This is a genomic window from Pontibacter mangrovi, assembly GCF_006385705.1.
Taxonomy (GTDB): domain Bacteria; phylum Bacteroidota; class Bacteroidia; order Cytophagales; family Hymenobacteraceae; genus Pontibacter; species Pontibacter mangrovi.
Map to the genome: position 1 here is coordinate 238,271 of NZ_VFRQ01000006.1, position 26,985 is coordinate 265,255.

23 protein-coding genes are annotated in these 26,985 nt (G+C 54.0%); 6 read left to right on the top strand and 17 right to left on the bottom strand.

From position 1 onward, the window contains the following. Positions 1–125 precede the first annotated feature (125 nt). Positions 126–3,182: an Ig-like domain-containing protein gene (locus FJM65_RS12920; protein WP_140621951.1), complete on the bottom strand. Its 3,057-nt coding sequence runs from the start codon at positions 3,180–3,182 to the stop codon at positions 126–128. Positions 3,183–3,588: 406 nt separating this feature from the next. Here FJM65_RS12920 and FJM65_RS12925 point away from each other — a divergent pair, with 406 nt between their 5' ends. After that, complete coding sequence (locus FJM65_RS12925; RefSeq protein ID WP_140621952.1) at positions 3,589–4,605, top strand: hypothetical protein; 1,017 nt, start codon at positions 3,589–3,591, stop codon at positions 4,603–4,605. Between the two features lie 191 nt (positions 4,606–4,796). Further along, complete coding sequence (lysS, locus tag FJM65_RS12930) at positions 4,797–6,341, top strand: lysine--tRNA ligase (RefSeq protein WP_140621953.1); 1,545 nt, start codon at positions 4,797–4,799, stop codon at positions 6,339–6,341. A gap of 79 nt (positions 6,342–6,420) precedes the next feature. On the opposite strand, the gene FJM65_RS12935 is transcribed toward lysS, so the two are convergent. The 3 genes from FJM65_RS12935 to FJM65_RS12945 form a co-directional block, all read right to left on the bottom strand. Beyond that, the gene (locus FJM65_RS12935; protein WP_219855985.1) at positions 6,421–6,873 is read right to left on the bottom strand and encodes a YtxH domain-containing protein; all 453 of its coding nucleotides are present in this window, start codon (positions 6,871–6,873) and stop codon (positions 6,421–6,423) included. 216 nt (positions 6,874–7,089) lie between these two features. Then, positions 7,090–7,431, bottom strand: a complete 342-nt coding sequence (locus FJM65_RS12940; RefSeq protein WP_140621954.1) for a YtxH domain-containing protein — start codon at positions 7,429–7,431, stop codon at positions 7,090–7,092. A gap of 105 nt (positions 7,432–7,536) precedes the next feature. Beyond that, positions 7,537–7,965, bottom strand: a complete 429-nt coding sequence (locus FJM65_RS12945; protein WP_140621955.1) for a YtxH domain-containing protein — start codon at positions 7,963–7,965, stop codon at positions 7,537–7,539. A gap of 184 nt (positions 7,966–8,149) precedes the next feature. Between FJM65_RS12945 and FJM65_RS12950 the strand changes: the two genes are divergently transcribed. Together FJM65_RS12950 and FJM65_RS12955 are read left to right on the top strand one after the other, a co-directional pair. Next, positions 8,150–8,386 (top strand): Kazal-type serine protease inhibitor domain-containing protein, encoded by a 237-nt coding sequence (locus tag FJM65_RS12950; RefSeq protein ID WP_140621956.1) that lies wholly within the window; start codon positions 8,150–8,152, stop codon positions 8,384–8,386. 23 nt (positions 8,387–8,409) lie between these two features. Further along, positions 8,410–8,781 (top strand): cupin domain-containing protein, encoded by a 372-nt coding sequence (locus FJM65_RS12955; RefSeq protein WP_140621957.1) that lies wholly within the window; start codon positions 8,410–8,412, stop codon positions 8,779–8,781. A 167-nt stretch (positions 8,782–8,948) separates the two neighbouring features. Here FJM65_RS12955 and FJM65_RS12960 read toward each other — a convergent pair whose 3' ends face one another. The 9 genes from FJM65_RS12960 to FJM65_RS13000 form a co-directional block, all read right to left on the bottom strand. After that, complete coding sequence (locus FJM65_RS12960; RefSeq protein ID WP_140621958.1) at positions 8,949–9,761, bottom strand: enoyl-ACP reductase FabI; 813 nt, start codon at positions 9,759–9,761, stop codon at positions 8,949–8,951. Positions 9,762–9,841: 80 nt separating this feature from the next. Next, on the bottom strand, positions 9,842–11,539 hold the full coding sequence (gene recN, locus FJM65_RS12965; RefSeq protein WP_140621959.1) for a DNA repair protein RecN: 1,698 nt from the start codon (positions 11,537–11,539) through the stop codon (positions 9,842–9,844). A gap of 142 nt (positions 11,540–11,681) precedes the next feature. Beyond that, positions 11,682–11,912 (bottom strand): hypothetical protein, encoded by a 231-nt coding sequence (locus tag FJM65_RS12970; RefSeq protein ID WP_140621960.1) that lies wholly within the window; start codon positions 11,910–11,912, stop codon positions 11,682–11,684. Between the two features lie 72 nt (positions 11,913–11,984). Further along, positions 11,985–12,890 (bottom strand): type IX secretion system protein PorD, encoded by a 906-nt coding sequence (gene porD / locus FJM65_RS12975; protein WP_140621961.1) that lies wholly within the window; start codon positions 12,888–12,890, stop codon positions 11,985–11,987. Next, a complete protein-coding gene (gene coaBC / locus FJM65_RS21695) occupies positions 12,883–13,545 on the bottom strand; it encodes a bifunctional phosphopantothenoylcysteine decarboxylase/phosphopantothenate--cysteine ligase CoaBC (RefSeq protein ID WP_140621962.1) in 663 nt (220 codons plus the stop codon). Before coaBC ends, porD begins: the two co-directional genes overlap by 8 nt. Continuing rightward, positions 13,542–14,087: a flavoprotein gene (locus tag FJM65_RS21700; RefSeq protein ID WP_140621963.1), complete on the bottom strand. Its 546-nt coding sequence runs from the start codon at positions 14,085–14,087 to the stop codon at positions 13,542–13,544. Before FJM65_RS21700 ends, coaBC begins: the two co-directional genes overlap by 4 nt. 9 nt (positions 14,088–14,096) lie before the next feature. Continuing rightward, positions 14,097–14,426, bottom strand: coding sequence for a DNA-directed RNA polymerase subunit omega (locus tag FJM65_RS12990; protein ID WP_140621964.1), 330 nt, complete (start codon positions 14,424–14,426; stop codon positions 14,097–14,099). Positions 14,427–14,437: 11 nt separating this feature from the next. After that, positions 14,438–15,262 carry an outer membrane protein assembly factor BamD gene (locus FJM65_RS12995; protein ID WP_239022944.1) on the bottom strand — a complete coding sequence of 275 codons (825 nt, stop codon included), beginning with the start codon at positions 15,260–15,262 and terminating at the stop codon, positions 14,438–14,440. A 70-nt stretch (positions 15,263–15,332) separates the two neighbouring features. After that, positions 15,333–16,973, bottom strand: a complete 1,641-nt coding sequence (locus tag FJM65_RS13000) for an OstA-like protein (protein WP_140621965.1) — start codon at positions 16,971–16,973, stop codon at positions 15,333–15,335. Positions 16,974–17,145: 172 nt separating this feature from the next. Between FJM65_RS13000 and tilS the strand changes: the two genes are divergently transcribed. Continuing rightward, positions 17,146–18,474 carry a tRNA lysidine(34) synthetase TilS gene (gene tilS / locus FJM65_RS13005; protein ID WP_140621966.1) on the top strand — a complete coding sequence of 443 codons (1,329 nt, stop codon included), beginning with the start codon at positions 17,146–17,148 and terminating at the stop codon, positions 18,472–18,474. A 164-nt stretch (positions 18,475–18,638) separates the two neighbouring features. Beyond that, positions 18,639–19,580, top strand: coding sequence for a malate dehydrogenase (gene mdh, locus FJM65_RS13010; protein ID WP_140621967.1), 942 nt, complete (start codon positions 18,639–18,641; stop codon positions 19,578–19,580). Positions 19,581–20,133: 553 nt separating this feature from the next. Here mdh and FJM65_RS13015 read toward each other — a convergent pair. The 4 genes from FJM65_RS13015 to mutL form a co-directional block, all read right to left on the bottom strand. Further along, a complete protein-coding gene (locus FJM65_RS13015) occupies positions 20,134–22,728 on the bottom strand; it encodes a BamA/TamA family outer membrane protein (protein ID WP_140621968.1) in 2,595 nt (864 codons plus the stop codon). A 132-nt stretch (positions 22,729–22,860) separates the two neighbouring features. Next, on the bottom strand, positions 22,861–23,766 hold the full coding sequence (locus tag FJM65_RS13020; protein WP_140621969.1) for a rhomboid family protein: 906 nt from the start codon (positions 23,764–23,766) through the stop codon (positions 22,861–22,863). A gap of 6 nt (positions 23,767–23,772) precedes the next feature. Next, the gene (locus FJM65_RS13025; RefSeq protein WP_140621970.1) at positions 23,773–24,552 is read right to left on the bottom strand and encodes a rhomboid family intramembrane serine protease; all 780 of its coding nucleotides are present in this window, start codon (positions 24,550–24,552) and stop codon (positions 23,773–23,775) included. A gap of 137 nt (positions 24,553–24,689) precedes the next feature. Beyond that, positions 24,690–26,558: a DNA mismatch repair endonuclease MutL gene (gene mutL, locus FJM65_RS13030; protein ID WP_140621971.1), complete on the bottom strand. Its 1,869-nt coding sequence runs from the start codon at positions 26,556–26,558 to the stop codon at positions 24,690–24,692. Positions 26,559–26,985 lie beyond the last annotated feature (427 nt).

Sequence of the window (26,985 nt, forward strand, 5' to 3'; positions counted from 1 at the left end):
GTATCGTTTTATACTTGATGTACCGCCAACAGTCCTACTTGGTTATACTTTGGCTACAGGTACAAAAGCCAAGAAGCCTGCCGCAACTGCGACAGGCTTCTTGGTATAAGTATAAACTGGGTAGGTTATTTCTTCAGCATGCGCGTTACGAACACTTCTTTGCCAGCCTCTACTTTCAGGATGTACATCCCCTGCTTTAGGGTAGCCGCCTTTGCGTTCAGCACCTGCCCTACCTGCTCCAGCGAGCCCTTGGCAGCTAACAAGGCACGGCCATCCAGGCCATAGGCCACCAGCGCCACGTTCTGGAATCCTTTTACGCGCGCTGGCAGTGCTAGCCTTACATACTGCTCCACCGGGTTAGGGTACACGCTGAACTGCCCTTTGGTCGCGTCGGCGATGCCAGTCGGCGTCTCCTCCTCCTGCTCCGGATCGCTGGTTACAAGCTCGAAGCGGGCCATTACCGGCAGGTGGTCAGAGGTCGTGTTGGCGTAGTTATCGATGCTGCCCAGGAACTCTTTGTGGATAGCGATAGAGTTGGCAATGTACTCTTCCTCCAGCTCCTGCGATACCACGATGTGATCCAGGAAGCTTTGGTAAGAGCTGGCGAGGCTGTAGGCACCTGTCAGGCTCAGCTCATACGTCAGCGCTTTATAGTTTTCGTCATCCACAAATACTTTGTAAGAAGAAGCCCCCGCGCCAGCAACAACAGACTCGTCAATGTCGTCGTTAAAGTCGCCCAGCATAATCAGGTTTGCATCGGCATACTGCGCATCCAGCGAGTCTTTCAGCACCTGCACGTCATACTTGCGGCGGTCGTACTGGGTAATATCGTCTCCGCTGTTGGCCTTGGCGTGTATGTTTACGATGTTGATGTACTGGCGCACCCCGTTCACCGTCGCCTCAAACTGCACCAGGTATGGCAGTCGGCCGCTTGCCCAGAAAGTAGAGCTGTTAGCCGGGTAGCCGTCCAGTGTGGTTCTGCCGGCTTTGATATCGGCATACAGCTTGGACAAGAGCAGTTTCTCTTTTCTTACTTTCAGGATCTCCGGACGGTAAAGCACGCCGGTATGCTGGGCATTGCTGTACAGCCACTCGTTTTCGATGCTCTCATACTTGTAGCCCAGCTCTTCTGCCAGCTGTCTTACCTTGTCTTCGTCTACGATCTCCTGCACCGCCACAATGTCGGCATTCAGCTCAGAGATTACTTTTTTGGCGTTTGCATACTGCTGCTCCTCGTTGCCAGGACCGTTGGCCGTAGAACCGAACCACTCCAGGTTCCAGGTTGCCACGTCCAGGGTATTGTCGAAGTTCAGGGAAGAGCCATGCAGCATGCCTTTCTCCGCATCCAGCGCCTCTCCGCTCTTAAAGTGCACTGCCCCGGCAAACACGGCGGCTGTGGCCGGTTTAAAGCGCACATATACTGTATTTTGCGCCGATGCCTCACCGGAAGTATAAGTCAGGCTCTGGCTGTATGCTGCCATGTCTTTCGAAAGCTCAAATCCCTCTGGAGCCGTCACTACCAGGTCCTCCTCAAAGCCAACGGCGCTAAACGTAAATGGCTCTGCTTCAGAAGCCTCCCCCACAGCTACTGTGCCGAAGTTAAAGTTCAGCGCGCTAACCGAAAGTATAGAAGAGGCATTCTCGATCTTAAAGTTGTCCAGGGTCCAGCGGGCGGCGGCCTGCGTAGTGGAGTAGTATACAAAGGCTACATGCGTTCCCTCCGATTTATAAGCTTCCAGGTTAATGTCCTGCAGCGATTTCCAGGAATCGGAGTTATCAGAATCCAGTGTGATCAGGTCCGTCCAGGTGGCAGCGCCGGGGTCGCCGGTGCCGCTGTAGTCTGTAGATACCTTTACCAGCAGCCCTTCGCCGCTAAACTTGGTCAGGTAACTTACCGACAGTACCGGCAGGCTGAAGTCCTGTAGGTTATAGGCCAGGGAGATCAGCCAGTCCTCGTTCTGCTTGGCACCGCTGTTGTAGCCGTTCATCTGCACGCCAAAGGTATTGTCAGCGCCAAATTCTGAGCATGCCCAGGTCTCGTCGCCGGTTACGCTGTAGTGCATCCAGCTTCCGGCAAGCGCTGTGCTTCCTTCCGCAGGGCAATCGTCGAAGTTCTCTGTGTACAGATCGGCTACAGGCACAGCAGTACCCTGTGTTACAAAGGCCCAGTTATCAGCCGACAATGCAGCGATAGCATTTCCTGCGGCATCGGTAAACGCTCCTTCTGACAGGGAAATGCTGTAGCTTGTCTCAGGCTGCCAGGTATAGGTGATGGTGACGGTGCCACCGCTCAGGCTCACTTTATCCGTGTCGTTGGTGTTAATAACCGTGGTCTCGCCGGTAGCGGTGTTTGTTATAGTGATAGCGCCTGTTTCGCTGGCGTAAACGGTCTCATCGAAGGTGAGGACAGGGCTGCTGTTTATAGAAACGCCTTCTGCAGCGTGTGCAGGCGAGAGTTGCACCAATACCGGCGCAGATTCGTCTACCGGGGCTCCTGTTGCGTCTGAGTAGATGCTGATGTTATCAATTCCGACGCCATCACGCGGACCCGACACGCCGCTTTCCTGGTTCTCATACGTGATCCATCTCAGTTGCACGAGTTCCTGCCCCGCTGCCACAGCAGGCAACGATACGGCAAACTCTTCTTTGCTGTTCAGCTCCTTGGCTTTGCTGGTATAGTCAGAGGCTTCTACAGTGGTCCAGGCACCTGCATTGCCATTTCTGAACTGCAGCGAAACACCTGCCGACCTTGGCTGGTCGTTCAGCAGCTCTACGGTATACTTTACGGTCACATACTCAGCGCCAGTGGTGTTAATAGCCGTGGCAAGTTGGTTAGAGCCGTTGTCAGCATTGCCGGTTAACTGAACGTACAGCTGGCTGTTGCCGCCTGCGCGTTGATGGTAAACGCTGGAGCCGCTGCTTTGGAAGCCGCTCGACAATTTAATTGGAGCATCTGCACTCGGCACAGCGCCTTCGGCTTTCTCTTTTGTATTGCTGGCACCCGTTAGCCAGGCCACGATGCCTGCAGGCAGGTCAGTGCCTGTTTCGCCCATGCCTTCAAAGTTCTGCTCGTAAGGGAGGCTCTGCACAGCAGGGTTAGACTGCGCCAGCGTCTGTTGGCTACCCAGCAGCATAAAGCCGCCCAGTACAACAGCTCCCAGCTTTTGTAAAGGTTTAATCATGAATATGAGTTATTGATGTGGGTTGATGACAAGTACAAAGGCAGGCGCATGTACTGCAGAGGTGTAGTAGAGGAAGCAAAAGGTAAGCGCCTGACATGCTACAAAATTAGCAATCAACTTGATATATAGTGTTATTTCATCGTTAAGAACTGCCTGAGTGCAAGTATTTATGGCTCATTCCTGCAATTAAACATGAAAAATACAATTATCACCCTCTCATCAAGCTGCCTCCAAAAGCCTTACTTCATCAAGCAATTTTAACTTTATTTATACAGTGATAAAGAGCGTATAAAAATCTTCACTAAAACTTTTTAATAACTTGAAAATCATTAATTTAAATCAATAAAAAGAAGTCTAAAAACGACGCTTTTTGCAACTGATAAACCCTCCGTTTTGTTTAGTATGTATGAAAGAGAGAGACGAAGAAAAGGTGCTTTCCTTATTTCCGGAGGAAACACAAAATGCTGATACTATCTCGCAGAAGTCTATTCCTGCGCAGGTATTTCTGAACTATTTTTTTGCCATCAGCTATCATATACAAAACGCGGGCGGCCAGGTGCCTGTGCTGCAAGAACAAAAGCCCGAATTGGCCGAGGATGACTATGAAGCCATACAGCAGCTTCTGCTAAACAGCTGGAGCACCGAGTATGCCTTGCGCGCCACTGCTGAACTTGGGGACGAAGCGTATATGCGCAATGCGCTCCACTGGACTTTTCCGCAGGCGTACTATGCAGTTTTTGCCGGCTTGCAGGCTTTTCTGTATACCCGCGGTATTAAGACAAACAACGAGGCGTGGGTACTGCGCGAGGCGGGCCGGCTGGTAGTGAAGAATACTTACCCGCAGGCTGTCGGCTTTTATGCCAGCGGCCACTACAACGACTTTACCATACACCGCCTGCCGCTGGCGCACTACAAGCCGGGCTTGCAGATTGCAGGCAAGGAGTTGGAGGCGCAGGCGCAGATCGGACAGTTTTTGCGTACCACCCGCCGCCAAAAGGCCAAAGCCGTAAGGCAGCAGGTGCAGGCAAACGCGGCCACCGCCATCCGAAGCAGCAAATCCGGTGAGGTGCTGCAGAAGTTCGGGCCGCAGCACTGGCAGCAGCTAACCTGGCGCATCGGCTATACGACCTTGTTCGACCTGATGGCGCGCCTGCGCATTTCCTCCACCCACCGCGAGATTGAGCGGTTCGTGCAGGCAGATATTGACTTTAAACTGTTCCACGAGTCGCTGCTGCAAATCGTGAGCTACCTGAACGGCATACATGAGTGCTTTGTGGCGCAAGCCGTAGGGCTGCAGAAGTATGAGGAGTTTGCGCAGGAACTGCCCAAGCACCTGAAAGGCTCTTTCGTGGAAGCAAGGCTGCAGCAGCAGATCAAGCCACTGCTGGGCAACGAAGGCTACGAGTTGGGCCAGGCTGCCTAAACCATTATTTTCTTTCCTTCTTTCGCTCCTGTAGGTTTATACTTACAGGAGCTTTTCTTTTACCAGTGATGCAAAAAGCTACTGCCTGACAATCAAGCAATTTAACAATCAACAATTAACCCTTTAAAAGCTGCCGATTATTTCCGAATTTTGCAGCTTGATTTGAACACATCACTTATAGTATAAATCGCATGCAACTGAGCGAACAGGAACTACGCAGACGCCATGAGCGCGAAGAGCTGGAGAAAATGGGCATCAACCCCTATCCATCTGAAACATTTGACGTTACGGCCACGGCCAAGGAGATAAAGGAGAACTTCGATAAGGAAAAGGGCAACTACCAGGAAGTAAGCCTGGCTGGCCGCCTGATGAGCCGCCGCATTATGGGCAAAGCCTCGTTTGCGGAGCTGATGGACAGCACCGGCCGTATCCAGATATACGTGTCGCGCGACGATATCGCCCCGGGCGAGAACAAGGACCTGTACAACACGGTGTTCAAGAAGATGCTCGACATCGGCGACTTTATCGGCATTAAAGGCTATGCGTTTGTGACGCAGGTAGGCGAGATCTCTGTGCACGTAACAGAGCTGAAGGTGCTGACGAAATCGCTGAAGCCGCTGCCGATCGTGAAGCGCGAGGTGGATGAGAATGGCGTGGAGCACGTATATGATGCCTTCAGCGATCCGGAGCTGCGCTACCGCCAGCGCTACGTAGACCTGGTAGTGAACCCGCAGGTGCGCGAAACGTTCCGCAAGCGTACGCAGCTGGTAAACTCCATGCGCCAGTTCCTGGGCAACAAAGGCTATCTGGAGGTGGAAACACCCATCCTGCAGCCTCTGTACGGCGGCGCGGCCGCCCGTCCGTTCAAGACGCACCACAACACGCTGGACATGACCCTGTACCTGCGCATTGCCAACGAGCTGTACCTGAAGCGCCTGATTGTGGGTGGTTTCGACGGGGTTTTCGAGTTTGCCAAGGACTTCCGCAATGAAGGTATGAGCCGTTTCCACAACCCCGAGTTCACGCAGGTGGAACTGTATGTGGCCTACAAAGACTATAACTGGATGATGGACCTGGTGGAGGAGATGGTGGAGAAAGTAGCCTTGGACCTGCACGGCACCACAGAAGTGAAGGTGGGCGACAATGTGATCAACTTCCAGCGACCATGGAAGCGCTTCACCATGTTTGAGGCCATTGAGCACTTCACGAAGATTGATATCTCTGAGATGGATGAGCCGCAGCTGCGCCAGACGGCGGAGAAATTGGGCATCCACGTAGACCCAAGTATGGGCAAAGGCAAGCTGATTGATGAGATCTTCGGCGAAACCTGCGAGCCATACCTGATCCAGCCGACCTTTATCACGGACTACCCTGTGGAGATGAGCCCGCTGGCCAAGAAGCACCGCAGCAAGCCAGGTTTGGTGGAGCGTTTCGAAGCCATCTGTAACGGCAAGGAGATCTGCAACGCCTTCTCTGAGCTGAACGACCCGATCGACCAGCGCGCCCGTTTTGAGGAGCAACTGGAGCTGGGCAAGCGTGGCGACACTGAGGCCATGGTGCTGGATGAGGACTTCCTGCGTGCCTTGGAGTACGGTATGCCGCCAACCGCTGGACTGGGTATCGGTATCGACCGCCTGAGCATGATCATGACCAATTCCCACTCTATCCAGGATGTGCTGTTCTTCCCGCAGATGAAGCCGGAGAAGCACGAGAAGAAAGAAGAAGAGAAGCAGTAAGCTTTAGCGCTTATACATAAAAAAGCCGCTCGGGGTATACCCGGAGCGGCTTTTTCTATACTTGTCGTGTTATGTAGGATTACACACCCGGCGTGTTTCTAGCGGTGCCGGTCATGTTCTTGTTTTCCTGGTCATCCCACTTCTTTGAGTCGGTGTAAGGGCTCTTGTGTGTTTTGCCCTCTGCCTGGCTGCCAGAATTGCTGCTCTTCATCTTATTTGTCCAGTCGCTTACTTTGTCTTTGGTGCTGGCGTAGCCCTTGTTTACCTGGTCTCCCAGCTTAGAAGCCTGCTCCGAAACTTTTTTGCGGGTAACAGTGCCTTTATCAGGCGCCAACATCATGCCGGCCACTACGCCTGCGGCGGCACCTGCCAACAAGCCAGCCACTACCTTGCCCCCGCTGCTTTTCTGCTTGTTTTTCATGTTGCCCGCCTCGTAGGCCGTGCCCTTTTGCCGTATCTGGCGCACCGACTCAATTGTGCTGTAATTAGATTTGTGCTCGCCGAGCGAGCGGCATTCCATATGCGTTCTCATAGTTTATAGCGTGTTTATTGATTTATACTAAAGCCTCTTTTAAAGGCCTAACAACATACTTACTAACGCAAGCACAGCCTATTAAGTTAGCCTGGCCCTATAATCAAAAGCGCCTGCCCTTGTGGGGCAGGCGTTTCCGCAGTGGTTCGGGCCACCTCAACGAGCTACGGCGAATGCCGCCGCCCTGGCCCGTTCCGCTAAAAAATCTATATACTACTAAGCGTTTCCGCCTGAAGTGGTGCTGCTGCCAGAGGTAGCGCCAGTAGATGTGCTACCGCTGTTGCCGGAGGCTGATGAGCTGTTGCCTGTAGAGCCAGTGTTGCTGCCACCTGTAGAGGCCTGCCCGGACTTGCCGAACGTGTCGCCGCTCATTTTCTTGATCTCTTCCAAGCCGTCCTGCAGGTTTTTCTCCAGGTCTTTGCTCATTTTGCCAGCCCACTTCTTGATGCTGCCACGGGTCACTTCGCCTGTATCAGGAGCCATCAGCAAACCAGCTATTACACCTGCACTTGCACCTGCCAGCATCGCCAGCAAAACTTTTCCGCTATTGTCTTTCATAGTCGTTGTTTCTAATAAGTTATTTTTCTCCTACCTAAGTATAACGGCTGAGACCAGCATTAAGTTATACCTATACTGAAAGATTCTATTATAGTGCCTGCAGGCTTATACTTTTGATTTCAGATCCTGGATCATGCGCATCAGTTCATCCCTAGTCTTACCGACTTTCTGCTGCAGGCGGTCCAGCATTTCATGCTCTTTGCCATGCTGATACTCCAGGTCTTCTTCGGTTATGTCGGCATAGTTCTGGCGCAGCTGCCGCTTCACGTCGTTCCAGGAGCCGTGCATCACAAAGTCATACTCTTCCTGCGGCGGCGTGCCGGCATTTTTGTTGCCCTTGTTCTTCAGGTTGCTTGTCCAACGCTTCAGGCTGCTGTTCACATCGTCGCTTGCCTTGTTCAGTTGGCGCATCACTTCCTCTCTGGCGTCGCGGCCGGTTTTAGGGGCCAGCAGCACACCGGCTGCCACACCTAAGCCAATACCGGCAAAAGTAGCTATTAGAATTTTGTCGCTGTCTTTATGTATCTGATTCATAGTTTTATAGAAAGATGATTTTTGTTCCGACAGAATTAGAAACAGATCAGACCAAAAAGCTGCCTGATTCCGTTCTAATATCTATATTTTTGTACTTGCAGATACATACGGCAGGATCTTTAACAAGTTAATTTTGACCGCCTGTTTCTGCCCAGTGCCTACCATGACATCTAACTTAAACACTATGAGAAAAACATTGGCCTTTTCGGCAATCCTGTTGGGCTTAGCGGCCGGCTGCACACAAAAAGGGGCACCCCAAAGCACCTGCATCGACCCTGCCAAAATCAACCCCGACGCCATCTGCACCATGCAGTACGAGCCCGTATGCGGCTGCGACGGCAAAACCTACAGCAACCCCTGCATGGCCGACAATGCCGGCGTCACCTCCTATACCCAGGGCGCCTGCGCAGAAAAGCAGTAACTTATACTTTAAAGAGAAGAGAAATGAGCGAGAAAAAATATTTTAAGCAGACCAAGCCGTTCCGGGTGCCCACCACTGACGGGAAGCTGATAGAAGAGCATTTCGGCAACGCCTCCACCCAAACCGGGGCCTTCAGCGTGGCCCACATGGTGGCGCCCCCGCACTGGGGAGAGCCGCACCAAACGCCGGAGTTCGACGAGATCACCATCGTAACGCGCGGCAAAAAACTGATTGAGATAGACGGTGAGGAAGTAGAGGTAAAAGCCGGCGAATCTATACTTATCAAGGCAGGCGCCCGCATCCGCTACGCCAACCCCTACGACCATGAGACCGAGTACTGGTCCATCTGCATCCCCGCCTTCGACATCGACAGCGTACACCGGGAAGACAGTTGATTTGGAAATTTGAAGATGTGGAAATTTGAAGATGCTCCGTTAATCTGTACTTGCTTGCGGGAAGCAGATTAGAAACAAAAAATCCCCTGCCATACTTTAGCAGGGGATTTTTTATACTTCAGGATGTGCAGACTATTTTCAAATCTTCACATCTCCAAATTTTCAAATTACTTAGAAATCATCTCCACGATATCCTCGGAGATACCCATGTAGGAGAAGCCGCCGTCGTGCATCAGGTTCTGCATCGTTACCATGCGGGTAAGGTCTGAGAACAGGGTGATGGTGTAGTTGGCGCAATCCTCAGCAGAGGCGTTGCCCAGCGGCGACATCTTATCGGCATAGTCGTAGAAGGCGTCGAAACCGCCCACGCCGGTACCGGCCGTTGTCTTGGTCGGCGACTGGGAGATCGTGTTCACGCGCACTTTCTTCATCTTGCCGAAGCGGTAGCCATAGTTGCGGGCAATAGACTCCAGCACCGCCTTGGCATGCGACATGTCGGTATAATCCGGGAACACGCGCTGTGCCGCGATGTAGGACAGTGCTACGATAGAGCCCCACTCGTTCATGGCATCCTGCTTCTCCGCCACGTGCATCACCTTGTGGAAAGACAGCGCCGAGATGTCCAGCGTTTTCTGGAACCAGTCGTAGTTCAGGTCGCCGTATTCTTTGCCTTTGCGGATGTTCGGGCTGGAGCCGATGGAGTGAAGGATAAAGTCGATCTTGCCGCCCAGGATCTCCTGCGCTTTCGTGAACAGGTTCTCCAGGTCTTCTACCGATGTGGCATCAGCCGGGATGATCTGCGCGTTGCAATGCTCCGCCAACTTGTTGATCTCCCCCATGCGCATCGCGATCGGGGCATTCGTCAGCACGAACTCAGCGCCTTCCTCCTTGGCACGCAGGGCCACTTTCCAGGCGATAGACTTCTCATCCAGCGCACCGAAAATGATTCCTTTCTTTCCTTTTAAAAGATTATAAGACATGTCTTTTGTTATTTTTTTGATTGCCTAACCTAGGTTTACCGGCCTTACCGGAAACGAAGCAGCAATATAGTAATTCCTACTTAGAGTGAAAGCAACTCTTTTGCACTTTGATACGCGTTATCGCTTGGGTTGGCGCCGGCAATCATATGCGCGATCTCGTTAATGCGCTCCTGGTCGTCCAGCTTTTTAATGCGGCTGATGGTGCGGTCCTCGGTGTCGTGCTTGTACACAAAGTAGTGCGAGTCGCCCTGCGCGGCGATCTGCGGCAGGTGCGAGATAGCGATAATCTGGTGCTTCTGCGCCATCTGCTGCATCATCTTGCCCACCTTCACGGCCACCTCACCCGAGATACCCGTATCAATCTCATCAAAAACGATGGTCGGCAGGGCGGTTTTATCGGCCAGCATATACTTTATACTTAGCATCAGGCGCGAGAACTCGCCACCCGAGGCAGCCTTGATCAGCGTCTGCGGCTGCGCCCCTTTGTTGGCGCTGAACAGGATGCTGATATCATCAGTACCTGTGGCGGATGGCGCTACCTCATTATGCTGAATGACGATGCGCGCGTTTGGCATGCCCAGCTCGGCCAGCAGGGTATACAGCTCTTTTTCAAACGTCTCGAACGAGGCTCTGCGGCGCTCCGAAAGTATGGCGGCCTTCTCCAGCACCTCCTGCTCGGCGGCCTTCATGGCCTTTTCGGTATTGGCGATGGCCGTGTCCAGGTTCAGCACGCTGCCCACCTTCTCCTCCAACTCGCGCTGGATCTGCAACAGCTCGGCATTGCTTTGCACCTGGTGCTTGCGCTGCAAAGTATAAATCAGGTTCAGGCGCTCCTGCACCTCCAGCGTCCGCTCCGGGTCGGCCTCAGTGTTGCGCTCAGCGTCTTCCAGTTCCCCGGCAATATCGTTGAGCTCGATCATGCAGCTCTCGGTGCGGCTACGCAGCTCCTCATACTTGTTAGAGAAGGCCGACAGCTGGCTCAGGGTATGCACGGTGTCTTTCAGGGCAGAGGTGATGTTGAACTCGGACTCAGTAAGGCTCTGCACCGCCTGCGTCAGCTTCAGCTTGATGTCCTCGGCGTTCTCCAGCTGCTTGAGCTCCTCCTCCAGCTCCTCCTGCTCGTTCTCCTGCAGGCCGGCCTCGTCCAGCTCGTTCAGTAGAAAGGCATGGTAGTCGTGCTCCTTCTGCGCCTGCGCCAGCTGGTCAGTCAGTTTCTTATAGTCGCTCTCCAGCTTTTTATACTGCCGGTAGCTCTCGTTATAGTTGCGCAGGTAGGATAGGTTTCCGGCATAAATATCAAAGGTCGTATTGCCCATCGAGGCCGTATTGCCGGCGTAGATATCCAGGATGTTGAGCTGATAGCTCGTGTCGCCGAGCTGCAGGGTGTCGTGCTGCGAGTGGATGTCCATCAGGTTCTCGCCGATCTTGCGGATCACGTCCAGCGTTACGGGCGTGTCGTTCACGAAAGCACGGCTCTTGCCGCTCGGGCTGATCTCGCGGCGCAGAATGCACTGGTTGTCAAAGTCCAGGTCCTCCTTGGTGAAAAGCTCCTGCAGGTTATAGCTCGAGATGTCGAACACGCCCTCGATCACGCACTTCTCCTCCTGGTTAAAGAGCAGCTTGGTATCGGCGCGGTTGCCCAGCAACAGGCCGATGGCCCCCAGCATAATCGACTTACCGGCACCTGTCTCGCCCGTGATGATGTTGAGCACCGGCGACGGGTTCATCTCCAGCTTCTCGATCAGGGCGTAATTCTTTATTTTAAGATCTATCAGCATATACTACTATCTCACGACTATAGACATAAGAAGGGTTTTGGCCTATGCTAAAGTTCGTTATTTCTGTTCTTTTTTTGAAGTGGGATGTATTGTTCTTCTGTGAATAAATTCGGGCCGAGTGATCAGCTATACTTATCCCTCATCAGTACGGCGCCTCTACATCATAGATTATCTCCTCTACCTGCTCCAGCGGAAAGGTATGGAAGTTGAAGCGCAGGTCCTGCAGTTCCGCTCCCTTTTCGTCCAGCTGTTTCAGCTTGCCGGTTAGCACTACTTTACTGCGCAGCACCACCTGTACGGCAGGGCTCTGCAGCAGTTCGAACTGACGCTCTAAAAGGTTTTTTCGGAAGATGCGGGTCTGGCGCTTTCCCATGGGCACACGTATAACTTAGGCTGCTGATTTTGCCCTGCGAAGATACACGCTTTTAGCATAATTCTAAAAATTTTAGCGTTTTAGCAAAACTTCGTATTTGCTGTTGTTGGTGGGGTCTACCTGGGATAGGATGGTGAATGCCTGCTGCTTCTGCGCCGGGGCAGCCGCTTTGAACATGTTGGCCAGCTCATCGGCCTTGGCATCGAAGAAGGCGCGCAGGATGGCGGAGTTAGGTTTCTGCTGCTGCAGGCGCTGGATACTAGTCAGCATGGTCAGCACGTTCTGGCGGGCCTCCTCCGGCTTCTCGGCCATCTGGTCCAGCCCCTGGCGGTGCATGGTATACAGCCCTTCGCGGAACGGCAGGAATTGCGGGTCCTGCACGTTGTCAATCAGCCAGTAGCGGTTGCGGTTGCTGTCGAAGGCTTTCCAGCCGGGATAGCCGGCGCCCTGTGAGGCGGCAATGTTTAGGATGGCCCTGGCTCTGTCGAAGGCGGGGGAGCCTCCCAAACGGCCAAAGCTGTCGTTGTCCATCCCGATGATCATGTAGGCATAAAAGCCCAGCATCGACGAGAGGTTAGACGTATAGTTGTTCTCGGCAAACTCCAGCGGCTGGGCAGCATTAAACTGGAAGGTCCAGTCTTTGTCGATGAAGGAGAAAAGCACCGATTCGTAGCCGGTGCCATACGCCGGCCTCACCGACAGCACCTGCACGTTGGCCCGGAAAGTGCCGATCTCCGGCATCTCCGTCAGGTTAATGAGGATGCGGCACTTGATGCGCTCGTCCGGCCCATAGGCCTGGCTTGTCCAGCGGCGGTTGTTCATGAACTCGAAAATGCGCGTCTGCATGTCCGTGAACAACTGGCGATCGGTGTACTGTACCTGCTCGCTGTTCACCACCACATCGCACTGCAGCTCCTGCGCCCTGGCCGTCCAGGCGGTGAAAATCAGCATCAGCAAAACAAGTACTTTCCTAGCCATGTATCCGCTTTGAGATTAAATTGACAATATCCTCTGCCACCTCGCTTTTCTTCTTCAGCTCAAAGGTATGGGTGGCATCCTCCTCAATAATAGTGATTTTATTCGTATCGTGCGCAAATCCGGCCCCCGGGTCTTTCAGCGAGTTGAGCACGATCATGTCCAGGTTCTTCTTGCGGAGCTTTTCGCGGGCGTTTGCGCTTTCATTGTCTGTTTCCAGGGCAAAGCCCACCGAAAACTGCCACTCCTCTTTCTGTTTGCCCAGCGCTGCTGCAATATCAACGTTCTTTACCAGCTCTATCGTCAGCTCGTCGCCGGCTTTTTTTATTTTCTTGTCGGCCACTGTCTTCGGGCGGTAGTCGGCCACGGCGGCGGCAAACACCCAAATGTCGGCGGCATCGGCATACTTCTGCACCGCCTTGTACATTTCGTTTGCCGTGGTTACGTGCTTTACCTGTATGTTGGCGTGGTGCGTGTGCAGGTTGGTTGGCCCCGACACCAGCACGACCTTCGCCCCCTGCTCGGCAAAGCACTCTGCCAACGCGTAACCCATTTTGCCCGTGGAGTGGTTCCCGATAAAGCGCACCGGGTCTATGGGCTCATGCGTGGGCCCTGCCGTGAGTAACACGGTTTTCCCGTTAAACGATCTTTCTGTCACCTGAAAAAAAAATTCTGAAGCACCTGCACTATCTCCTCCGGCTCTGCCATGCGCCCCTGCCCTACCAGCCCGCTGGCCAGCTCGCCGTAGCCTGCCTCTATGATGCGGTTGCCGTAGCCGCGCAGTTTGGCAAAGTTGCTTTGCACGGCCGGATGCCGGTACATGTCCAGGTCCATGGCGGGGGCAACAAAAACGGGGCAGCGTGCCGAGAGGTAGGTGGCACTGAGCAGGTTATCGCAGAAGCCGTTTGCCAGCTTGGCCACTGTGTTGGCGCTGGCCGGGGCCACTACCAAAGCATCGGCCCAAAGGCCCAGGTCCACATGGTTGTTCCACGTGCCAGTCTCGTCTTTTACAAACTGGCTGAGCACCGGCCGCTTGGAGAGGGTGGCCAGTGTAAGAGGGGTTATAAACTCAGAAGCAGAAGCAGTCAAGATGACCTGTACTTCTGCTTCTGCTTTTACGAGCTGGCGAACAAGCACAGCAGCTTTATAGGCCGCTATACTTCCGCAAACTCCTAGTATGATCTTTTTACCTTTCAGCATCCGCCTGTATTACAGGTTGATGTCCTCCTCCGTTTCTTCGTCTGGCTGTCTTACATACACCTTCCCTTCCAGGAACTCCTCGATGGCCAGGCTGGTAGGCTTCGGCAGACGCTCGTAGTACTTGGAGATCTCGATCTGCTCACGGTTCTCGAACACCTCCTCCAGGTTGTCTACCGTAGTGGCAAACTCCGCCAGTTTAGAGTTCAGCTCTTCCTTAAGCTTCACAGAAATTTGGTTAGCTCTTTTAGAGATAACTGACACAGACATGTATACGTTGCCGGTTTGCTCTGCAAAGTCGGCCATGTTGCGGGTAACAATTGATGCTGGAACTGATGCCATATAGGTATACTTTATGAATTCTGATTATCTGATTTTCTTATTTCGGCCAGCGCTGCCTGCACGCCGTCAAACACACGCTCGGCATCACGCTTATAACCACTGTCGGGGTACATGTCCACAAACGACTGGAAGTAATCCAGTGCCTGGTCATAACGCTCTTCCTGCTTGTTGGGCACACTTTCCTGGGCAAAGCGGTACTGGGCGTCTAATCTCAGGAAAGCGGCTTCCTCGGCATAAGGCGATGAGGCATGCTCCTGCAGGAAAATATCCAGGGCCACGGCCGCTGAGCGCCATTTGCGCAACTTATAGTATAGTTGTGCCTGGTTAAAGTCTTTTTTATCGAGCTTGGTGTAGAGCTCCTCCAGCGTCTTGTTTACCTGCCCGGCACGCTCGCTGTTGGGGTAGCGCACCAAAAACTCTTCGTACGCTTCGATGGCCGTTCTGGTTGGCGTCTGGTCTTCTTCAAAACTAGGCGACTGCTCGTACAGCGACTGAGCCTGCAGGTACATGGCTTCTTCGGCAAAAGGGCTGCGCGGGTACGTGGTATAGAAGTTCCTGAAGTAGGCGTCGCTCAGGATATAGTTGCCCTGCAGGTAGTGCGCCTTGGCACGGTAAAACTGGGCTTTCTCGGCCTCTTCGGTACCTGCCAGCAGGTCGGTTACCTGGTCCAGCAGCTGGGAGGCGCGGTAATAATCCTCCTGCTCATAATACTCTAGGGCAGCCTGGTATTTCTTGCTGACATCGTTGCTTTTCAGCAGTTGCTGAAAGTTACTACAGCTAGTGGCCAGCAGCAACAGACAAAACAGGGCGATACTATGGATGAAGCCTTTATTCATGAACGGGCAAAATTATAGAATATCCGTTGGATTTACAAAACAGATTCGGGTTGGGCCACCGCTTAATTCGTTATGGCCTGTTTTTCTTCGGTTTGGCTGCCTTTTTCTTGCGCCCGGCCTTTACCGTAGATTTTACCGGAGGCGCTTTCACGGCCGGTTTTTCAGCCGCCCGGACCGGCTGGGTTGCCAGCACCTGCTCCTTCGTAGGCCTCAATTCCGACATCCACGTGAACCCTTCCAACTGCTTCTGCCCGTCATCCAGCTCGTGCGGCGGTATGAAACTGGCATCCGGCTGCACCAGAAACGAAATACTTTTGAGTTTATTTTCTTCGAACATCAAAGCCATGTCGCTGCAGATAGCCTTGTTCATGCCCGTCAGGGTGGTGTCGCCTTCCAGGGCAAAGTATAAACTCTCGCCGTTGCCGTTCACGTTTACCCGCCGCAGCTTGCCTTCTGTAAAAAACCCGGTCATGTCGCGGCCTTTCACCTGGTTGTAGTTCTGCAGCGTGTCTTCCGAGGAAATAAAGGCATTGCTGTACATGTACATGCGGTCGATGGTCTGGTTGCGCAGCTGTATATGGATGGTATCGGCCACCAACTGGCTTTCCTCGTTCCAGAGTACCGGCTTCACGTTCAGGTGCATCACAGAGTCGGTGCGGTTGTAGCTCAGCGAGTCGGCCTTGCCCTGCAGGTTCGATTTAAAGATTTTCACGTTTGGGTAAGCATAGATCATACTGGCCGTGCGCGCCCCTTTGGGCTCCTGCGAGTATAAGGTATCCGCTGAGAGGAACAGCGTGTCGCCCTCCATCACCGTCTCCATTAGGGCATTGCCGTATACTTTGGCCTCTCCCCTGTCGCGCCAGTAGCGGCCGATGGCCCCGCGGATGGTCACATCATCCTTCAACGAGCGCAGCGATACGTTTTTCTCGGCATAGCCATACCCGGTGCTTTGGTCATAGAACAGCTTATCGCCGCCCAAACGGTACTCATCCGTAAGTATATAAGCGTTGCGCCCGAAGTTCGATACTTTGGTGATGGTGTTATAGGTGCCTTCCTCGGCATACAAATCGCCCTGCTGCCCCTCAATAAAAGTCGGCCCCTGAAAGTATACGACCTTGGTGAGGGTATTGTAGCGCATGTTCTGCGCCTTAATGTTGTAATCCGCCGTTCTCACCTTCACATCCTGCTCAAAGTCGAACATCTTGGTTTTGGTGTTGTAAGCCCCGCGGCGGCTTTCCAGGCGGTTTTCCGGGTCCACAATCACACCGCCCTCGGTATAATTGGCCGTGCGCGTGCTCAGGTTATAGTCCAGGCTGGGAGTTGTCAGGGTCATGCGCGGGTCACGCATCACCACATTGCCCAGAATTTTAGCGGTGCGGGTGTCGCCGTCGTAAGTGGCGCGCTCGCCGGTAATATTTACAGTGTCGGCCTGGTTGATGCGCACATTTCCGAAAGCCTCCAGCACGTTCCGCTCCTTGTACTGATACACTGAGTCGGCATACAGGGTGCCGTCTTTCTGCTTAAAGATCACGTTGCCGATAAGCTTATCGATGCGCTGCCCGTTAAAGGTACCGCCAATCAGGCTGTCGGCCTGCTGCAGGTCTACGGGCACTTTCTCCGTCTGGCCCTGGCGCTGCCGCCCGTTCTGCCCGAAAACAGTAAAGGCCACAAGGCTAAAGACAAGAGAAAAGAGTATTTTTGTGTTCTTCATGCTACTTAGATGTAAGACGTAAGACTTTAGATGGTAGGCCTGCCTCTGCTGCGTGTATGCCCCGCAAGGCACGCACCTTTTGCTTTCTCTCCGGAAAGCTTATGGGCTAGCATCTAAAATCCTGTGCCTATATAACTGTCAAAATTAGAAAAAAATTACCAGCCGCTGTCTTATGCTACAGAAAGTTTCAGGTTTTATACAATCCCACCATCTCTGCCAGCCAGAGAGCAAAATACTGGCGGCCGTTAGCGGCGGCATCGACTCGGTGGTGCTGTGCGAGGTGCTGCACCAGCTTAAGTATGACTTTGCCGTAGCACACTGCAACTTCGGGCTGCGCGCCGAGGACGCCGAGGCCGACCAGCTGTTCGCCAAAAAACTTGCCAAAAAGTATAACGTGCCCTTCTTTACCGAGAACTTCAGCACCCGCGCCTTTGCCGCGCAGGAGAAAGTCTCGACGCAGATGGCCGCCCGCACCCTGCGCTACGAGTGGTTTGAGCGGGTAAGGCAGCAGGAAGGTTACGACTACATCGCCACGGCCCACCACAGCAACGACCTGACTGAAACCATCCTGCTGCACCTGACCAAGGGCACCGGCATCGCGGGGCTGCACGGCATTCCGGCCAAAAACGGCCGCATCATCCGCCCCATGCTTGCGGTTACCAAGGATGATATTTATGAGTACGTAACGGAGCGCAAGCTTATCTGGCGCGAGGACAGCTCCAACGAAACCACCAAGTACCAGCGCAACAAGATCCGGCACGAAGTGATTCCGGTGCTCAAGGAGATCAACCCGAGCCTGGAGGAGACCATGCAGCACACCGCCGAGCGCGTGAGCCACGCCGAAAGCATCGTGGCCGCCTACATAGAGAACCTGCGCGAGCAAAGTATAAAAGAAGCCGAAGGCGCGGTATACGTGTCGCTCAGGCCGCTGCAGAATGCCACGGGACTGCCCCTGGTGCTGCACGAGCTGCTGCGCCCGTTCCACTTTAGCTACTCGGTGGTGCTGGAGCTGGCAGAGGCGCTGGAGGGCATCTCGGGCAAGCAGTTCGACTCGCCCACCCATACGCTGGTAAAAGACCGCGACCAGCTCGTGCTCACGCCGCGCAACCTGAGCAGCTTCGGAAGCATCCTTATAAACGAAGGCGACACAGCCGCTGAGGCAGGTAATCTATACTTTAAGATAAAGTATGTGGATGCCGATAAGTATAAACTCAACACCAAACCGCACGTGGCCGCCCTGGATGCCGACCAGCTGAAGTTCCCGCTCAAGCTGCGCAGCTGGCAGGAGGGCGACTGGTTTGTGCCCCTGGGCATGAACGGCAAGAAAAAGGTCAGCGACTTCCTGATCGACAAGAAAGTGCCCGCCAACCTGAAGCGCCAAACGCTGGTATTGGTATCAGATCAGTCCATTGCCTGGGTAGTGAACCAGCGGCCTGACAACCGCTTTAAGGTAACAGACAAGACAGAGCGGGTGGTGGAGATTTCTTTAGAAAGACGCTAGACGGTGGATTTTAGACAGCAGACTTCTTTCATTGCCACCTGTTACCTAAAATATATCGTCTAGTCTCTAATATCTAGTGTCTAATGTCTACCCTTTAATAATAGATTTTTCTAATTTTACAGGAGTTAACCGAATTCTCAAACTAATATAAACCATATCCGATAATGAAAGTAACTGTAGTTGGAGCTGGTAACGTAGGTGCCACCTGCGCCGATGTGCTGGCTTACCGCGAGATCGCGAACGAAGTAGTACTAGTGGATATTAAAGAGGGCTTTGCCGAAGGTAAGGCGCTCGATATCTGGCAGAAATCGCCAATCAACCTTTACGACACCCGCACGGTAGGTGTAACAAACGATTATAGCAAAACCGCCGGTTCTGATGTGGTGGTAATCACATCCGGCCTGCCGCGCAAGCCCGGCATGACCCGCGACGACCTGATCTCTACCAACGCCGGTATCGTGCAGTCGGTAACCGAGAACATCGTAAAGCACTCTCCGGATGCCATCATCATTGTAGTGTCTAACCCGCTGGACGTAATGACCTACGCGGCGCACATCACCTCCAAGCTGCCACGCACCCGCGTTATGGGTATGGCCGGCATCCTGGACACAGCGCGCTACCGAGCTTTCCTGGCTGAGGCCCTGAACGTGTCTCCAAAAGATATCCAGGCAGTGCTGATGGGCGGCCACGGCGATACCATGGTTCCGCTTCCGCGCTACACGACCGTAGGCGGTATCCCGGTAACGGAGCTGATCGAGGAAGATAAACTGAACGCGATCATTGAGCGCACTAAATCAGGTGGCGGCGAGCTGGTGAAACTAATGGGTACTTCTGCCTGGTATGCACCGGGTTCAGCAGCGGCTCAGATGGTAGAGGCGATCGTGCGCGACCAGCGCCGTGTGTTCCCGGTTTGCGTGAAGCTGGAAGGCGAGTATGGCATCGATGGCGTATACCTGGGCGTGCCGGTAATCCTGGGCAAGAACGGTATCGAGAAGATCATCGAGCTGCAGCTCAACGACGAGGAGAAGCAATTGCTGGAAACTTCCCGTGGCCACGTAAAAGAAGTGATGGACGCGCTGGACAACATCAACGCTGCCAAAGCTTAAGTATAAACGTATATTTATTGATACGGAAATCGCCGCTTCTGAAAAGGAGCGGCGATTTTGGTTTATAAAGCTATTAATTCCTAAAAACTTCTTACGCTGTTCCGGACATCCTTGTCTGGAACTTTGCCTGCTGCGGACTTCCAAGTCCGCGTAAGCCACACTTTTATACTTGCTGCCGCTTTCTACGGCTTGACACAAGCTATCCTCACTAGCTGCGGTACATCCTGAGTCTTACATACCCATCGTTGCACCTCATATTTGGTGCCCTCCAAGGCCGGGAGGCCTCGTCCTCGGGTATCGCGCTGTGTTCCCTCCTGCCTCCGCTACGCTGCGGCTGCCGCTAAGGCGGCACCGGATCTCACAAGGCGCTCAACCCAAGGACTGGGATTAGTTTTCGATAGCCACTGATGACGAAGCTTGAACCGAACTCCCTCCCCTGTTTTTAGGGGAGAGCTGGGGTGGGGTATAATTCCCCTCCTCTGGACTAGCCAAAACGAGAGTTTTGAGCTAGCGAGCGTAGCTCTTAGGGGTGGGTTAATCATCTTCCCCCCCCTTAAAACCGAAACCCTACCGAAAAGTATGGCAGCACACCGTCTTCTGAGAAGCCGACCACACCGTGCAGAAGTATAAGCTCAGCTGGCACCACGTACAAACCGCCTCCGTAGCCATGGTGCAAGCCTCCATTATCCGCCGCGTTATCGGCCCAAACGCGGCCAATGTCGTTAAAGCCTATCAGGCCCACCGAGCCTGGAAAAAGGTAGGACGTAAAGTCGAAAAGCTTGAGGCGCAGCTCCAGGTTGTGGTATGCCATCTGCTCACCGGCAAAGCGGAAGTTGCGGTAGCCGCGCAGGTTGTTCGTGCCGCCCAGGTATAAAAGCTGGAAAAAAGCGGGATTGCCAAAGGTGCTGCCGCCACCGATGCGGTTGGCCAGCACCAGGCGGTTACTCAGCTTTACGTACACGCCCAGCTCCGATCTAAGCATGCCATACTCTTCTTCCTCGTCATCTACCTGGCTCATGCCGCGTAGGCTGGTGCTCCAGTACACGCCCCGCGAGGGTTGCAGGCTGTCGTTGCGGGAGTCAAACGTAAAGCCTCCCACCAGCCCGCCGTAATACCTGCTCTCAAAGAGGTTCTTCTCCGGGTTTTGCTGTTGGTATAGGTTGATAAAGCGCCCCTCGTTTTCCTCGGGCTGCATGCTGAAAAACTGCCCGGCAAGGCCCCCGAAGAGATGCAACCTATCGCTAAGCTGCCGCTTCAGCACCACCTGCGTTTCAACCAGGTTGTAGCGGGTGCGGTAGTAGCGGATAGGCTTATCGCCGGTTTCGATAAAATCTGTGTTATTGCCCACTCCAAAGAAGTTGCTGGTGTTGTTCGGGGCCCGGGCATCCAGTTCCACGCCCAGGTCAAACTTTCCCAGCAGCTGCGGAAAATCGCCTTCATAGCTTCCGAAAAAGGCGTTAGTGGCCAGGGCATGGCCCACCATCAGCTTGTGCTGCGCCGCATACGGCTCTTTCCGGAAACCGTGCTTCGTTAGTTTAAACCCGATACCAAGCAGCACCCCGTCATCCAGGTTGTATCCTGCGGTAGCCTGCGGCATGAGCACATCATACGCAAAGCTTCGGGGGTCGTAGTCGTTTACCGTAGAGTCGGAGGAGGTGCGGAGCTTTGCGCTGGCTGCGGATGGCAGGGTGTTTTCCTCATCCGAGCGGTCATACATGTACAGGCGCCCCCTGTTCCTGAAATCATCAGACACGGCAAACGTGTCGGCGCTGCCCCCGCCTATCAAGCGCACTTTTATACTTGATTTGCCGCTGCCCTGCACCCTAAACACGTCTTCGTCGCCCCGGCCGTACAGCCGCAGCTCCTTTGTCTCTTTCGGGTGAAAGGTGCGCTCCAGCAACAGGCGGTCGCGGTCGCCCTCCTTCTTAATCTTGTATACCTGCAGTTTGATGTCTCCGCCAGGCAGGTAGTCCAGGGCAAACTCCTCGTGCTTGTCAGAGCCCGGCAGGTCCACATCCTCCGCCAGAAAGCGGTAATAGCTCAGGGCCTGCGCCATCAGGTTATCACGCCTCGATTTCATGGTGCTGATCAGTTCCGGGCCGCTCTTTTCGAAAACAGGCGCTGGCATGCGTCGCACGGCACGCTCTATCAGGTCGTCCGTCAGCCGCTGCTGCACCAGGGCCACCTCCTCTCGCCAGTCTTCCTCGCTCAGGTGAGTCAGAAACAAGCGGTCGAAAAAGCGGGCATTAAAGTTAAAGCCCCGGATGTCGCGGATCTCGGCATCAAAGCCCTGGAACTTGGGCATGATCCATTTCCTGGAGCCGATCTTCGGAATCACGCCCTCGTTCTTGAAAAAGATCTGGTCGCGGTCACGCGGGATGGGGTCGTACACCTTGCCCGTTTCGTCTTCCAGATCGCGCCAGCGCCACTGGTCCTCATGGCGGTCCCAGTCGCCTATCACCATGTCCAGCAGCCTGGCCCGCAGCACCGAGAACTGGTTTGCGCGGTTGTCGTTATCATCCTCCAGGTTCTCCAGCACGGTTTCGGTGTTGTCGGTATCCACGCCGTTACGGATAGGCTCACGCTCCTCAAACAGGTACACCGCATTGGCATACCCAGCCAAAGAGTCGGCTGCCAGGGCAGGGTCGTCGGGCAAGTAAACGATCTCGGGGTTGGTGTGCAGCACGTTCAGGGCCTCTGCCAACGGCGGCACTACCAGGGCGCCAAACGGATGCGAGGCCGATATCTGGTCCTGCACAATGTCTTTGGCCACGGTTTCGCGCAGGTTCTCGGGCAGCGCTTTTTCCGGGTCTTTTTGCACCGTTCGCAGCACCCACTCTCTGCCGGTAGGGTCCTGCAGGCGCAGTGACTTGGTCTGCTGCCCTCCCCCGCGCTTCAGGATCTTCATGCCGCCCTGCTCCTCGCTCAGCCTGAACACCCGCATTTTTACGGGGGTGGCCCAAAGCTGCCGGTAGTTATCGCCGAACCAGAAGCGGTGGCGCTTGCTCACGTCGTTGTAGTCGGGGGCAATGGCAACGGTTACGCTGTCTTGCCCGGGTGAAATGTTCTGCGCTGCTGCATATTGGCTGCTGAGCCACCCGCAAAGCAGCAGGCCCAGCCCATAAAGCTTGTTTATACTTGGTATCATATATTCTCTAGGATTCCAAGATTATACTTGCCTTTGGCGCTAGGGTTGTACTTGCAGCACTTAAACAAGCTTTGCAAGGCTTTATGATCCTAAAACAGAACAGGCACCTCTTGGGGAAGCGCCTGTTCTGATTTAGTCTTTCTGGCTCGCCTGGAAGAGCTTTTGCTTTTCTTCTTTGGAGAGGCTCTCGTAGCCGGAACTGGAGATTTTGTCCAGGATGCGGTCGATCTCGTGCTGGTCCGGGGTAACAGGGCCGCTGCTTCTGCTGCCGTTTGGCCTTGCCCGGCCACCGGTAAAGCGGGTATGCGTGACGCGCAGTTTCGGCTTACGCTTAAAGAGGCCGCTAAAGAAGTCGATCACGGCCAGCACCGGGCGCCCCATGTCGGTGCCGCGCTGCAGCTGCTTTATAAACAGCCAGCCTATAAAGGCACCACCCAGGTGGGCAATGTTGCCGCCGGCGTTGTCGCCTACCGCACCCGAAATAGACAGCAGCACCAGGAAGGCCGCGATATACTTTATCCTGACAGGGCCAATAAGTATAAGGTTAAAGGCAAAGTTTGGCAACAGCGTGGCCGCACCCACCACAATAGCCAGCACACTGGCCGAGGCGCCGATCATAAAGGAGTAGGCGGCATGGCTGGCAAAGTAGGGGATAAAGTTGTAGCTGAGCATGTAGAGCACTCCGCCGGCAATGCCACCCAGCACGTACAGACTCAGCAGTTTCCGGTCGCCGAGGTACTCGCGCAGCAGCTGCCCGAACCAGTACAGGTTAAGCATGTTAAAAATGATGTGCAGGAACCCCTCGTGGGTGAAGAAGTAGGTGACCAGCGTCCAGGGGCGGGTAATGAAGAGCACCGGATCTGAGTTTAGCGCCAGAAAACGCACCATGGCGCTGTAGATGCCCGAGCTGTTGGTCAGCACAAGGATGGTACGCGTCACGATCAGCACCACAAACACGATCACGTTGATGAGGATGAGCTGCTTGAGCGTGTTGTTGGGCTGCCGGAAGGCGTTTTTTATATCGTTGGTTATACTCATTATACCTTAGTAATTGCTATAGTCGTTGCGCTGCCACATCTTAACCAGTATATACGCGAACAGCATGCCGCCGAGGTGTGCAAAGTGTGCTACGTTATCGCCGGGCACACGGTTAAAGCCGGCATACAATTCATACCCGCCATAGAGCAGCACAAAGTACTTGGCTTTTATAGGGATGGGCAGGAAAATCAGGAACAGCTCCAGGTTCGGAAACAGCATGCCAAAGGCCATCAGGATACCAAAAACCGCCCCGGAGGCACCCAGCATCGGGCTGTTGTATACCTGGTTGAACACATAACGCACGGCATCCTTGCTTTCTTCTATATAGGTCGGGTTATCGGGGTTCCGGCGAAACTCCACGGCAAACTCGGTATTGTAGCGGCCGCTGTAGTGCTCTTCCATGTAGTTATAGAAGGCCATGGGCTCCGGGTTCAGCATGTAAGTCTCGGTTTTCGCTTGCAGCCCGTTCAGCTCATAGGCACGCACGCCGGAGTATAACAAGCTGGCCCCCAAGCCAGTAATAAGGTAAAAAGCCAACAGGCGCTGCGGCCCCCAGAAGCGCTCCAGCAAAGGACCGAAAATAAAAAGGCTGAACATGTTGCTGAACAGGTGCGACCATCCCCCATGCATAAACATGTGCGTGAACAGCTGTATGGGCCGGAACAGGTCTGAGCCAAAGTAATGCAGGGCAAAATTCTCTACGCTGACAACGCCGCTAAGCTGCAGCAGGAAAACTACCACATTGATGATCAGGAGATTCCTGACCATGGGGGTGATATTGAACATGTTTTTCTAGTTAGTAAAAGTATAAACTACGGACCGGTGCAGCCCCTGTGCTATACTTCAGGTCAATAGTAGTGTTGAGCTTCCCGTCAAAAACCGGATTCAACGATTTTTTAACAAACAACCATTCAGCAATTAAGTCAGTTTTTCAGGAAAAGATCGTGCAGCTGGCTCAGCTCCATGATCACGAGCGTTTTCTGTCCGCCCGGCGTATAGTTCGGCACCTGGCAGGCAAAAAGCTTATCTACGAGCGAGTTCATCTCCAGGTCGCTCATACGCGCCAGCGAGCGGGTTGCCAGCCGCTTGGCCATGGCCCGCGCCAGGTTCTCCCTTTTATCAAGCTTTAACGTGGCCGAATTGTTTTTGTACTGCTCAATCAGCTCCTCCAGCAGCTCTTTTTCATCGGCAGCCTGCACATCGGCGGGTATGCCGTTCAGGATGATGGTATTGCCCCCAAAATCCTCAAACTGAAAGCCGATGTCCTTAAACTCCGCCGCCAGCTCCTTTATCAACACCGCATCGGTGGCCGAGAGCTCCACAGTCTGCGGGAACAGCAGCGCCTGCGAGGCACCGGTCTTCTTCTGCAGCGAGGCCATGTACTTCTCGTAAAGTATGCGCTCCTGCGCCGCCTGCTGGTCTATCACCATCATCCCCGACTTTACCTGCACCAGCAGGTATTTCTGGTGTATCTGGATGGCTTTTTTGGCAGAGGCCGCCGGCGCGTCCGGGGCTGCAAAAGCATCACTCAGCAGGCCTGTGCCAGCCGAGGCCATACTTACCCGCTCTTCCTGCTCCGCCTCGCGCGGGGGCTCATACAGCTGCTCCCAGCCTCTGGAGGTGGCGCGGCGCGTCGTGGTGGCCGGTGGCGTAAAGCCCGGAAAAGAGGTGCTACCTCCGCCGCTATTGCCGCTGGCTGGCTGTCGCTCCGGCTCAAACTCGCTGTTAAAGCCCCCCTGCAGGCGTATGGGCTGCAAAGGCGCATAGTTCACGTCCTGCTCAAAATCCAGCGAGGGCGCAATGTTATAGGCTCCGAGGGCGCGCTTTACGGCCGCATGCACAATGGCATACACCGTTTTCTCGTCCTCAAACTTTATCTCGGTCTTGGTCGGATGCACGTTAATGTCGATCTTCTCCGGGTCGATCTCGATGAAGAGCACATAGAACGGGTGCGTTTCCTTGGCCACCAGCCCCTCAAAGGCTGTCATCACGGCATGGTTCAGGTAGCCGCTCCGCACGTAGCGGTTGTTCACGAAAAAGAACTGCTCGCCGCGTGTTTTCTTGGCGTGCTCGGGTTTGCCTACATAGCCTTTTACCACCAGAAAGCCGGTGTCCTCTTCGCAATAGGCCATCTGGTTCTTGTACGCACTGCCCAGTATACTGACAACGCGCTGGCTCAGCTTGGCGGCAGGCAAATTAAACACTTCTGTGTCGTTGTGGTGCAGCGAGAAAGCCACGTCCGGGTAGGCCAGCGCCACCCGCTGGAACTCCTCCAGTATGTGGCGCATCTCCACCGCATTCGACTTCAGAAAGTTTCGGCGGGCCGGCACGTTGTAAAACAGGTTCTTTACAGCAATAGAGGTACCCTCTGGGCTAACCACCGGCTCCTGCAGCAGCACTTCCGAGCCTTCTATCAATAGCTTTGTGCCTGTCTCTGCGCCCTGCGGCCTGGTTTTGAGCTCCACCTGCGCCACCGCCCCGATAGAGGCCATCGCCTCACCCCGGAAACCCATCGTCCGGATGCGGAAAAGGTCGTCGGTAGAGCGAATCTTGGAAGTGGCGTGGCGCTCAAAGCACATGCGGGCGTCGGTCTCGGTCATGCCCACCCCGTTATCCACCACCTGCACCAGCTGCCTGCCGGCCTCCTTCACGATCAGCTGTATGTTGGTGGCCTGGGCATCAATGGCGTTTTCAAGCAGCTCCTTCACCACAGAGGCCGGGCGCTGCACCACTTCGCCGGCGGCAATCTGGTTCGCAAGAAAATCTGGCAGTAATTGTATGATGTCGGGCATCCGCTTTTTTAACTCCTTAATTACTATATAGTTTATTTTTGCTCTAAATCAGCTGCCTACAGCAACGTGGCTAAGTTTTTGCTCCTATAATCTTGTAAATTCAGAACTATTACAGCATTAAATTTATTATTAAATTACAGAAGTCTCTGATCTGGGCAGGAAACGCTGCCAACCGGTTCGCCGCACTTTTTGTCTTAAAAAGTATTGCGCAAGGCTTATATCAGTACCGGGGCTGGTGGCGTTAGCCCTGAGGGGCTACTCTTGGAGGCCACGAAAGCTGCTGAGCCGGCTGTAAGGGCTGTTGCTCCTGCAGGTGGCAGGGCCGGCAACCAAAAAAAATGTTCTGTTTTTCTGAGCTGCCTTATGCAAAATTAGGCTTAATTTTAACTTGTTCCAATTAATAAATAGTAGTGTAGTATGTTGAGGA